The 10,292-nt window shown below is 36.6% G+C and carries 8 protein-coding genes and 1 other RNA gene; 5 read left to right on the top strand and 4 right to left on the bottom strand.

The window, feature by feature from the left end; translation table 11 throughout:
• Positions 1 to 1,535 (bottom strand): PKD domain-containing protein (locus LB465_RS17180; protein WP_224471154.1); only part of this gene is annotated, 1,535 nt, incomplete at its 3' end.
• A 1,191-nt stretch (positions 1,536 to 2,726) separates the two neighbouring features.
• On the opposite strand from LB465_RS17180, the gene pdxH reads away from it, so the two are divergent.
• From pdxH to LB465_RS17160, 4 genes are all read left to right on the top strand, one after another.
• Positions 2,727 to 3,374 (top strand): pyridoxamine 5'-phosphate oxidase, encoded by a 648-nt coding sequence (gene pdxH / locus LB465_RS17175; protein WP_224471153.1) that lies wholly within the window; start codon positions 2,727 to 2,729, stop codon positions 3,372 to 3,374.
• 10 nt (positions 3,375 to 3,384) lie between these two features.
• Entirely contained in the window at positions 3,385 to 3,870 is a 486-nt protein-coding gene (locus LB465_RS17170) for a SixA phosphatase family protein (protein WP_224471152.1), read from the top strand.
• Positions 3,871 to 3,873: 3 nt separating this feature from the next.
• Complete coding sequence (gene ppk1, locus LB465_RS17165) at positions 3,874 to 6,003, top strand: polyphosphate kinase 1 (RefSeq protein WP_224471151.1); 2,130 nt, start codon at positions 3,874 to 3,876, stop codon at positions 6,001 to 6,003.
• A gap of 63 nt (positions 6,004 to 6,066) precedes the next feature.
• The gene (locus LB465_RS17160) at positions 6,067 to 6,963 is read left to right on the top strand and encodes a Ppx/GppA phosphatase family protein (RefSeq protein WP_224471150.1); all 897 of its coding nucleotides are present in this window, start codon (positions 6,067 to 6,069) and stop codon (positions 6,961 to 6,963) included.
• A gap of 60 nt (positions 6,964 to 7,023) precedes the next feature.
• On the opposite strand, the gene miaE is transcribed toward LB465_RS17160, so the two are convergent.
• On the bottom strand, positions 7,024 to 7,605 hold the full coding sequence (gene miaE / locus LB465_RS17155; protein ID WP_224471149.1) for a tRNA-(ms[2]io[6]A)-hydroxylase: 582 nt from the start codon (positions 7,603 to 7,605) through the stop codon (positions 7,024 to 7,026).
• A gap of 2 nt (positions 7,606 to 7,607) precedes the next feature.
• A complete protein-coding gene (locus LB465_RS17150) occupies positions 7,608 to 9,440 on the bottom strand; it encodes a DNA polymerase III subunit gamma/tau (RefSeq protein WP_224471148.1) in 1,833 nt (610 codons plus the stop codon).
• Positions 9,441 to 9,574: 134 nt separating this feature from the next.
• On the opposite strand from LB465_RS17150, the gene rnpB reads away from it, so the two are divergent.
• Positions 9,575 to 9,909, top strand: an RNA gene (gene rnpB / locus LB465_RS17145) — RNase P RNA component class A.
• Here rnpB and LB465_RS17140 read toward each other — a convergent pair.
• Positions 9,907 to 10,278, bottom strand: coding sequence for a hypothetical protein (locus LB465_RS17140; protein ID WP_224471147.1), 372 nt, complete (start codon positions 10,276 to 10,278; stop codon positions 9,907 to 9,909). The two genes, rnpB and LB465_RS17140, sit on opposite strands and share 3 nt — an antisense overlap.
• Between the last annotated feature and the right edge of the window lie 14 nt (positions 10,279 to 10,292).

Below are 10,292 nucleotides of genomic sequence, written 5' to 3'. Positions count from 1 at the left end.
GGTTGAGCGTTTATTGTTACAGAAAGTGCTTCCGATTCACATCCGTCAGCATTTCTTGCAGTTACAGTATAAGTATCGGCAGCAAGTTCAGACCAGGAAGTAGTAGTTTCAAAAGCACCGCCATTAAAGCTATATTCCATTCCGGTTACAGCAGTGATGCTGAAAGATCCGGTGGCTATATCGCAAGTTGGTTGAGAAACTTCACCGGCTACTACAGGAGCATCAGGAGTTTCAGGTTGAGCGTTTATTGTTACAGAAAGTGCTTCCGATTCACATCCGTCAGCATTTCTTGCAGTTACAGTATAAGTATCGGCAGCAAGTTCAGACCAGGAAGTAGTAGTTTCAAAAGCACCGCCATTAAAGCTATATTCCATTCCGGTTACAGCAGTGATGCTGAAAGATCCGGTGGCTATATCGCAAGTTGGCTGAGAAACTTCACCGGCTACTACAGGAGCATCAGGAGCTTCTGGTCTACTTAAAGTGATTTCCTGGGTTACACTACAGTTATTACCATCTGTAACGGTTACTTGGTAGGTGCCTTCATCCAGACCTGTAAGATCTTCATCGGTAGAATTAAAGTCAGGTCCTGTCCAGGAATAGGTATAGTTCCCTGTACCTCCCGTAACTGATATATCTATAGATCCAGTGCTATTTTCACTGCAGTCAAGGTCTTCATTTACATAAGAAACCTCAATTGGATCAAGTACACTTACGGTTTGAGTAATTGTGTTTGTTTCAGCACCTTGCGCCGAAGTCAATGTCACTTCATAATTACCTGCTTCCGTAAAATTAAAAGAAGGGTTTTCCTCATTACTTGTATTTGAACCTCCAAAATTCCAGGTATACTGAAACGCACCATTTTCGTCATTACCTCCTGAAGTTTTATTTTCAAAATTCACAACATAACTATCACAGTTTTGAGAAAAATCAAAATCGGCTACCACAGGTGTTTCCACACGTGTAATATCACCTAAATTAACACATTTGGGACTGGTTGGTCCACATTCATTAGAGTTTAAATTCTCCTGCCAAGAAAGATAAAATTGAGAGATCTCAACCGTAGATCCACATTCCCAGTTAATTTGTTCAGATATTTGAAAACTTCCATTATTTGGAATTGCTTCTCCTCTATATTTACAACCCTCGAAAGTTTTACTTGTAGCATTGCCATCGGAATCTGTAATTGTAAGGGTATATTGTGTCCAAAGAGAATATCTATTAGGATTGTTACCTGAATTCACCCATATATATGCAGACACATTATCACCTGCGGAACAATTAGCAATCGGAGCTCCGTTTTGATCTCCAATATAGAATGTTAGATTAGCAAAATCTTGTGAATTACACTTTTCTTTGCTTGTATCAGTCGGATTATTTGTTTCCGCTATTTGGGAATATCCCAAATTACCGGAGAGCAAACTTCCCAAAACTAATAAGAGAAAAATTTTACTATTATTACTCCTTCTAACCCTATCAATTTGTGAAGAGAGTTTAAGCAGAGTAATAAAAAATGCGAAAGTAGTTTTCCAAATCATATTAAAAATGTTTAGAATTAATTGTTATAATTCTTTCTTTGAATTTCATTTCAGAAATTCAGGTATAAAAGGGTTGATCACCTGGTGATTAGACCATCGTAATTTGTTTTTTGGGGAAAACAGGTAAATTTTTTAAAAATAGATTTAATTTCAGGTAAAATTAGGGAGTATTACCTATAGGAAAGTTGGGGGTGACCTATCTGTTAAATATTAAATCTTAAGTAAAATTAGGGGTTAAAAACCGTAAAAAAAGTTTTTGAAGATTTTTTAGATATAACCACATATATTTTCGGTAAAAGGTAAGGTAGTGGGAAAAATTAAGGGAAAACAGGGGTTTAAAATCTTAAAATATAGATGTAACTCAATATTAATTAAAATATCAATTAGTGAAAACTCTTAATTACTGACATAAAAAAATCACCTGATGAAGGTGGCTAAATTTAAAAATATGTCGGGGTATTTATTTTTGTTCATACTTTAATATTCTATGTTCATTTACTTCTATTGGAGCGTGTTTTTCCAGGTTAATTTCATAAATATATCATTCTTCTATAGTGGTGAAAATATCATATCCATCTTCAATACTGTATGTCAATTCCTGTCTTGCGCATTCTAACAAGGTTTGGTAAGTGGGCACTTCCATTTTGTTTTTGTAAGAAATAACAGTTAAAAATCCATTCTCTATTTCAATATTATAGCTATCGCTCTTGCCATTTTTAATCGTTCCTTAAGCTATCCAATTCCCTTCACGCATTTAGGGAATTTGAAGTTTATTTAAATTATGAGGATTAAAGTCTGCGGCATATACTTCATAATTTCTATTTTAACTATCCGGATTTGTCATTCCAGCCGTACAGCTTCCTTAACTTATGGTGAGAATAACTATAAAAATCTTAATAGCATTACTGTTTTTAATTTGTAAGAAATTTAAAGTAAAACTCATATTTATTTATTTTAGCTCAATTTAAAACTGACAGTTAGTAAAATATTTCAGTCATATGTCATCTTAAATAGATAAAATGTAAATTTTAATAGCCAGGCTTTTATTTGTTGAATATGGATTCTGAACGCGATTCATCCTTATCTCTCTGTATTCCAAAAGTGTATTTTATCTATAATATTGCAGAATCTTATCCCAAAAATCTTCTGGCTTTTGCCTAAAACTTGTAAATTGCAGCAAAGCAAAAAACAATGCAAAAAAGCCTTGATGATTACAGAAAAAGCTACGGAAAAAGTGAACTTTTAGAAGATAATCTTCCCTCTTTTCCATTACCACTTTTCACTGCCTGGTTTGATGAGGCTGAAAAGCATCCTGAAATTTCTGAAGTTAATGCTATGAGTCTGGCTACTTGCGGAATTGAAGGTTTCCCAAAAAATCGTATTGTATTATTAAAGTCTTTTGGAGTGAACGGATTTAGTTTTTACACGAATTATAATTCAGAAAAAGCTCGTGATATAGAAGAAAACCCCAGGGTTTGCCTGTCATTTTTCTGGCCGGCATTAGAGCGTCAGGTAATTATAAAAGGAGTTGCTATGAAAACTTCAGAAGAAGATTCAGCTACTTATTTTGGTTCCCGCCCTCGCGGAAGTCAGTTAGGAGCCTGGGCCTCTAATCAAAGTAATATCTTAGGTTCACGCGAAGAACTTGAAGTTAATTTAAAAGAGATTGAAGAGAAATATCATAATAAAGAGGTAGATAAACCACCACATTGGGGTGGTTATCTCGTAACCCCTCGAAGTTTTGAATTCTGGCAGGGTAGAAATAACCGTTTGCACGATAGGATAATCTATGAATTTATAGAAATGGATACCTGGGAACGTAACCGTTTAGCACCTTAAAATTGAAGTTATGAAAAGACTAATTCTTGTTAGACACGGTAAATCTTCATGGGAGAAAAATTTACCCGATGAAAAGAGACCGCTTAAAAAACGTGCTTATAATGATGCTGATGTAGTTTTGAAAACATTTAAGGAATTTCAAAGCGAAGATTTGACTTTATGGAGCAGTCCGGCGGTAAGAGCAAATACTACGGCAAAACTTTTTAAGGACGAATTGCAAATACCCGATGATAAGTTCACCATAAAAAAGGAAATTTACACTTTTGATGACGATAATTTACTGTCTATTTTAAAAACCTGCCCCGAGAGTATAAAAACCTTAATGGTATTTGGCCATAATCCGGCAATGACGAGTTTGGTAAACCGGCTTGGAGATAAATCTCTGGATAATTTACCCACCACCGGCCTTTGTGTAATAGACTTTGATTCAAACAACTGGAAAGACATTCAAACCGGCAAAACTTTATTACAATTATTCCCAAAAAACCTACGCTAATTTATGCCGCAAAAAAAATATTTAAACAGGGAACTCAGCTGGTTACAATTTAATGCCCGGGTATTACAGGAAGCCGAAGATGAGACCGTACCGCTTATAGAACGATTGAGATTTCTAGGAATTTTTTCAAATAATTTAGATGAATTTTTTAAAGTTAGGTATGCAACCGTAAAGAGAATTGATCTCGCCGGGAAGGCAGGGAAGAGTGTTCTTGGAGGAATTAAAGCCAGTAAACTTCTTGAAGAAATCACTCAAATTGTAATAGAGCAGCAGGCTGAAAGTTTGCAGGTTTTACATGATATTCAACACCAGTTGAAAGATTACAATATTCACATTATAAATGAAAAACAGGTCTCTCTTTCCCAGGAAAAGTTCATTAAAAACTTCTTTCTTTCAAAAGTAAGTCCGGCATTGGTTACCATTATTCTCAACGATTTACCTGAGATTCCTAGTTTAAAGGATAGTGCCGCATATCTTGCAGTAAAAATGATTATGAAGGAGGAAAAACCGCAGAAAGGTATTTCCAAAGTTCTGGATAAAACTGAAAAGGAAAAAAAATACGTCCTCATAGAGATTCCGCGCAGTATAGAACGTTTTGTGGTATTGCCTAATGAAAACGGAAACCAGTATATCATCTTGCTTGATGATTTGATTCGCTATAACCTTGGGACTATTTTTAATATTTTTGAATACGAAAGTATTTCGGCACACATGATAAAGATTACACGTGATGCCGAGTTGGATATTGACAGTGACCTGAGTAAAAGTTTTATTGAGAAAATTTCCAGTAGCGTTAAAGACCGAATTAAAGGTGAGCCGGTAAGGTTTGTCTACGACATGAATATTGCCGATGATACCTTGTCCTATTTAATGAACAAAATGGGCATAGAATCTACCGATAGTATTATTCCAGGTGGCCGTTATCATAACCGTCGTGATTATATGAATTTCCCCAGTTTGGGACGCGAAGATTTACTTTATAAACCCATTGAACCTTTACCAATTCCGGGCCTTATTCTACAAACCAGCTTGTTTGGTAGTATTGCAAAGAAAGATTTTCTCCTGTACGCACCCTATCAAAGTTTTGCCTATACGGTTAAATTTTTAAGGGAAGCAGCGCTGGATCCTAAGGTGAAAACCATAAAAATAACTATTTATCGTCTGGCTAAGATTTCTCATATCGCCAGTTCACTAATTAATGCGGTGAAAAATGGGAAAAAGGTAATTGTTCAAATTGAATTACGTGCACGTTTTGATGAAGTAGCCAATATTCGCTATGCAGAACAAATGCAGGCCGAAGGAGTGCAACTTATTTTTGGGGTGCCGGGATTAAAAGTTCATTGTAAAGCTTGTGTGATAGAACGTGAAGAGGATGGCAAAATGAAGCGCTACGGTTTTATTAGTACCGGGAACTTTAACGAGTCTACCTCACGTATTTATACCGATTATACTTTATTTACTGCTCACACTGAAATTTTGAAAGAAGTAAATAAGGTTTTCGACTTCTTCGAAATCAATTATAAAGTTAATAAATACAAACATTTAATAGTTTCTCCGCATTACAGTCGAAATACTTTTGTTGGATTGATTCAAAAGGAGATTGAAAATGCCAGGGAAGGAAAACCTTCAGGTATCGCTTTAAAACTGAATAGTCTTTCAGATTATCCGATGATCGATAAATTGTACCAGGCTAGCCAGGCAGGAGTTGAAATCAAGCTTATAGTACGCGGAGTTTGTTGTCTTATTCCCGGGATTGAAGGTTTAAGCGATAATATTGAAGTGATAAGTATTGTAGATAAATTCCTGGAACATCCACGGGTTTTTATATTTAAAAATGGCGGAAATTCTAAAGTTTATATTTCTTCAGCCGATTGGATGACAAGAAACCTTGACCTTCGTGTTGAAATTTCCTGCCCTATTTATGACGAAGAAATTAAACAGGAAATTATTGAAACTTTTGATATTAGCTGGAACGATAATGTAAAAGCCAGGATGATTACCGCTAAACAGGATAACGCTTACAGAAATAGCAGTTCTAAGAAACTTCGTTCTCAGTTTGAATTGTACGACTATTATGTGAATAAACTATCTGAGAACGAGCCGGAAAAACATTTTAAAAAAGAAAAAAAATAATTTAGTCTCAAAAATCGAATATTGATAATCTCACTTAGTGAGTAAGATAGAAAAACTTAACTTGTGATTACACAAAAAAACTACGCAGCTATAGATATAGGGTCCAATGCCGTTAGGCTTCTTGTTTCTACTATTACAGAACAAAAAGGCAGGGCAGATACCGATTTTAGAAAAACATCACTGGTAAGGGTTCCCATTAGGCTAGGAGAAGATGTATTTAAACAAAGCGTGATTTCAGAAAAAAATATAGAACGTATGGTAGATACCATGCAAGCTTTTAATCTTTTAATGAAATCTCACGGAATTGTAAAATATAAAGCCTGTGCTACCTCGGCTATGCGCGAAGCTAAAAATGGCGCAGAAGTAGTTGAAAAAATAAAAGCAAAAACCGGTGTAGAAATTGAAATTATAGATGGCAATCACGAAGCTGCTATAATTGCTGCCACAGATTTACACGAACTAATTAAAAACGATTGTAATTACCTGTATGTAGATGTAGGTGGTGGTAGTACCGAATACACGCTTTATAGCAGCGGGAAAACCGTTGCATCCAGATCTTTTAAAGTGGGAACAGTACGTCTCTTAAATAATTTAGTTGAAGATGGTGCCTGGGAAGAGATGGAGAAATGGGTGAGGGAAACTACAAAACCTTATAAAGATATAGATATGATTGGTTCCGGAGGAAACATCAACAATATCTTTAAAACCAGCGGTAAAAAGGAAGGAAAACCTTTAAGCCTGGCTTATATTAAGAAATACAATGAATTACTGAATTCTTTAAGCTACGAGGAACGGGTTATGGATCTACAGCTTAAAAGTGACCGTGCCGATGTGATTATTCCTGCTTCAAGGATCTATTTAAACTCTATGAAATGGGCAAGAGCCGATAACATTTTTGTTCCAAAAATAGGACTGGCCGACGGAATTATAAAATCACTTTATAACGGGAAAAGGAAGTAAATTAAACGAACCCAGATTTCCAATTTAGAAATCTGGGTTTATATTTTTCACTTAAAAAGTTTAACCGTGAATCGTTTTATCTTTACTGAGATCTTTCATAATATCAGCTTCAAAATCCAGTAAATCCTGCCATTTTTTATCTACTTCCTCTCGCTCGCCGTATTTCCTGGCAAACCTTAGGAACATGGTATAATGATTGGCTTCGCTTACCATTAATTTATGGTAAAATTCAGCGAGTTCTTTGTCTTTTAATTCTTCGGAAAGCAACCTGAAACGTTCACAGCTCCTGGCCTCGATTAATCCTGCGATTAGAAGTCTATGAACCAACTGTGTGGTTCTACTGCCTCCTTTTGGAAAAAAACTAAGTAGTTGAATTACATATTCATCTTTTCTATCTCTGCCTAAAACATAGCCACGTTTTAGCAACTGCTCGTGCACCATTTTAAAATGGCCCATTTCTTCCCTGGATAAAGCGATCATTTCATCTACCAATTCGGTATATTCAGGGAAAGAAACAATTAATGAAATTGCTGTTGAAGCCGCCTTTTGCTCACAATAAGCGTGATCTACAAGAATGTCTTCAATATTTTTTTCGGCTATGTTGGCCCAACGTGGGTCTGTGGGAAGTTTTAATCCTAGCATATCTATACGTCTAAATCAAATGTACTTCTAAGTTTATCTATTAAAGGATTTTTCTCCTTCAGTTTATTGTATTTCTCAATAGGAGTGAAGGCATATTTTTTTGCCGACTGCTCATTTACATTAATCACCAACCTGATTTCTGTATTCTGAAGTTTTTGCTTCAGATAAGACATCAATTTATTTTGCTCCCGCTCCAGGTTAATTTTCATTGTTTCGTTAGGTAATTCTATAACAATGCGATTATCTTCTTGAAGTTTAGGTAAATCGGTTTCAAGAATGGAAGCGAGAATTTTTGATCCCTGTTTTTTAATGCGTTTTACATAGTCATTCCAGGTGGCCTGCAATTGTGTTTCGCTGAATTCACCCTTAAGCACCACATCCTTTGTTGGAGCAGCTTCCTGCTGGCGGGCTTCTATTTCCCTTTTCTTCTGAATACTTTTTAATGAAAGTCCGGAAACCTTTTCTTTTTTTACTTCTGAATCGGTTACTGGTTTTGGTTCTGGAGCTGGAGGAACCGGGGCAGGTTTTTCCTGTTCATCATTCGCTTCGGGCACCATAGTTTCTTCTGAATGATAATTATCATGCTTATCATCGGCACAATGGCCATTTGGAGTTTTATTCTCTCCTGAAGGCAGCTGACTTTCCTTTGGAGCTTCAGCTGAAGCTTCACCGTGTTCATTCTCGCGCACCAAAACTTTTTCTTCCGAAGAAAGTGGAGCGGGTTGTTTTTCAAAAACTGAAGCGGGAATTATTGACTGTTCAAACTTTTTTTTTTCTCCATCAAAAGTGATAGAGGCAAGCTGCATTAATGAAAGTTCAACGAGTAAACGTTGGTTTTGGCTTGTTTTATACTTGAGATCACACTCATTCGCCAAGTCTATCGCTTTAATCAAAAATTGATGATCGGTTTTGGAAGCCTGTTCAAAATAGCGGGCTTTGGTCTGCTCCCCAACTTCTAAAAGTTGAATGGTCTTTTGATCTTTACAAACCAGAAGATCTCTAAAATGCGAAGCCAGACCACTAATAAAATGGTGTCCATCAAATCCGCTGGAAAGAATCTCGTTATAACTGAGCAGTAATTGCGGAATATTATTACTTAAAATAAGATCGGTAACCTTAATGTAAGTATCGTAATCAAGTACATTCAGGTTTTCGGTAACTGCCTGCCGGGTAAGGTCTTTTCCGCTAAAACTTACTACCCGGTCGTAGATAGAAAGAGCATCACGCATAGCACCATCGGCCTTTTGGGCAATGATGTTTAACGCGTCTTCTTCAGCATTAACCCCTTCTTGCTGTGCTATATATCCCAGATAATTTTTAGCATCGCTTACCGTAATTCTTTTAAAATCGAAGATCTGGCAACGCGAAAGTATGGTTGGGATTATCTTATGCTTCTCAGTTGTAGCTAAAATAAATATAGCGTGTTGTGGTGGCTCTTCTAAAGTCTTTAAAAATGCATTAAAAGCCGATTGCGAGAGCATATGCACCTCATCTATAATATACACTTTATACTTCCCGACTTGAGGGGGAATTCTTACCTGGTCTATCAAATTCCTTATATCGTCTACCGAGTTATTAGAAGCGGCATCGAGTTCAAAAATATTAAAGGCGAAATCCTCATCGGGGCTTTGCGTACCATCGTGGTTAATCATTTTTGCCAGGATACGTGCGCAGGTGGTTTTTCCCACTCCACGAGGTCCCGTAAAAAGAAGTGCCTGGGCCAGATGGTTGTGTTCAATGGCGTTCTTTAAGGTATTGGTAATTGCTTGTTGCCCTACCACATCTTTAAAAGTTTGTGGGCGGTACTTACGAGCTGATACTATAAAATGTTCCATTGAATTTTATTGAGCTACAAATATAAAAATAGCCTCCTTAAGTTCTAAGGCAATCGCTTATATTTTTAAACAATTAAAGCTAAGAAATCAACAATTTTTTAATCGCGATGCTTTGTAAAAAACTACCTTTGCATTAAGCAGGCCGCCTTATCGCCAACGAATTTATTCGGTGGAGGAAATTCCGGACACCAAAGGGCGGCATAGTGGGTAACGCCCACCGGTTCCGTTTCGGTTTTCCGCTACGGGATCAGGACTAGTGCAACAGAAAGGATGTACAGGTAATGCTGTAGTGAAATCAGGTAAACTCTATGCGGTGCAATGCCATGTAAACCGGTGTTTGCAAGCGGCCCGCTTGCTACCGGAGGGTAGGCAGCTAAAAGTTTTTGGCAACAAAAACCTGAGATAAATGATAAGGGGAATCCCGGTTTACCGGGAGGAACAGAATCCGGATTACAGGCCTGCTTTTTTATAATAATGTCTTTGCCCAGGCCCGGGCTTCTTCCATATGAGAGAAAATATCAAAAGGAACGGGAGAAAATTGTTTTTCAAAATTAGCTACTTTTAAAGCTTCATAACGTTGACTCACGATGGCTATTCCCAGTAAGTTTTTCACGTCTTTTAATTCAAAATAAATGGTAGGGTTTACATTGTAGTTATTTTTTCGGTCAGAAATATATACAAAATCTGCACCCTCATATACTTCGTTGCATATTCTTAGAATTTGCTCTACGTGTTCAATTTCAAAAATCACATCGTCTTTTACTTCAGAAATAACCATCCCGTCATAAAATTCTAAGGTAACATCAATAAGTTCAATTGTCTTAATCCTCTCCGTCATAACATCACTATTGT

This window comes from Salegentibacter lacus (assembly GCF_020164555.1).
GTDB classification, from domain to species: Bacteria; Bacteroidota; Bacteroidia; order Flavobacteriales; family Flavobacteriaceae; genus Salegentibacter; species Salegentibacter lacus.
Note: the sequence above shows the minus strand (reverse complement) of the source record. Positions and strands in the feature narration are given on the sequence as shown.

Excerpts from the sequence above, each read along its gene's own strand:
- pdxH (WP_224471153.1), top strand. The coding sequence starts at position 2,727 with ATGCAAAAAAGCCTTGATGATTACAGAAAAAGCTACGGAAAAAGTGAA.
- LB465_RS17150 (WP_224471148.1), bottom strand. The coding sequence starts at position 9,440 with ATGGAACATTTTATAGTATCAGCTCGTAAGTACCGCCCACAAACTTTT.
- ppk1 (WP_224471151.1), top strand. The coding sequence starts at position 3,874 with ATGCCGCAAAAAAAATATTTAAACAGGGAACTCAGCTGGTTACAATTT.
- LB465_RS17170 (WP_224471152.1), top strand. The coding sequence starts at position 3,385 with ATGAAAAGACTAATTCTTGTTAGACACGGTAAATCTTCATGGGAGAAA.
- miaE (WP_224471149.1), bottom strand. The coding sequence starts at position 7,605 with ATGCTAGGATTAAAACTTCCCACAGACCCACGTTGGGCCAACATAGCC.
- LB465_RS17140 (WP_224471147.1), bottom strand. The coding sequence starts at position 10,278 with ATGACGGAGAGGATTAAGACAATTGAACTTATTGATGTTACCTTAGAA.